The sequence below is a fragment of the Roseateles sp. P5_E1 genome (assembly GCF_054049335.1).
Genome location: NZ_JBFUMN010000397.1, coordinates 1 through 554 on the forward strand (window position 1 = coordinate 1; position 554 = coordinate 554).

Here is a 554-nt window from a genome sequence, read left to right on the forward strand (position 1 = left end):
GGCCGAATTGCTGCAGCGCGAGTTCCGGCTGCAGGTGCAGGAATGGAAGAACGTGCTGATCCGCGGCAGCGATGAAGCGCTGCGCACGCGCCATCTGGCCGCGTTCGACAGCCAGGGCGGCAAGACCGCCGCGCTGGCCAAGGCGCTGGCCGGCAGCGACGACGCCAACACCGCACGACTGGCCGCCCGCTTCCTGGCCCAGCACGCCGCGCTGCAGAAGGAGTACCACGGCGCACTTGAGGCGTTCGCCGCCAGCGGCTACAGCCCGTTGCAGGGCGATGCGCTGGTGCGGGGCAAGGACCGTGCGTTGGGCACCACGCTGGATGCGCTGGGCAAGCAGACCGCGCAGGTGGCCGAACAGGCGGTGACATCGCGCTCGACGCAGGCACGCCGCACGCTGCTGCTCTGTGCCGTGTTGACCGCGTTGGCCGCCGCGGTACTGATGGGCGTGCTGGCCGTGTGGCTGCGTCGTGCGGTGATCGCCCCGGTGGTGGCGGTGGAAGCGGCCGCACGTGCGGTAGCTCGCGGTGAGCTGGACCACAGCGTGCAGGTGC

1 pseudogene is annotated in these 554 nt (G+C 71.1%); it reads left to right on the forward strand.

The features are described from left to right. A pseudogene (locus ACXJKJ_RS31730) lies at positions 1-554 on the forward strand (hypothetical protein); the annotation flags it as partial.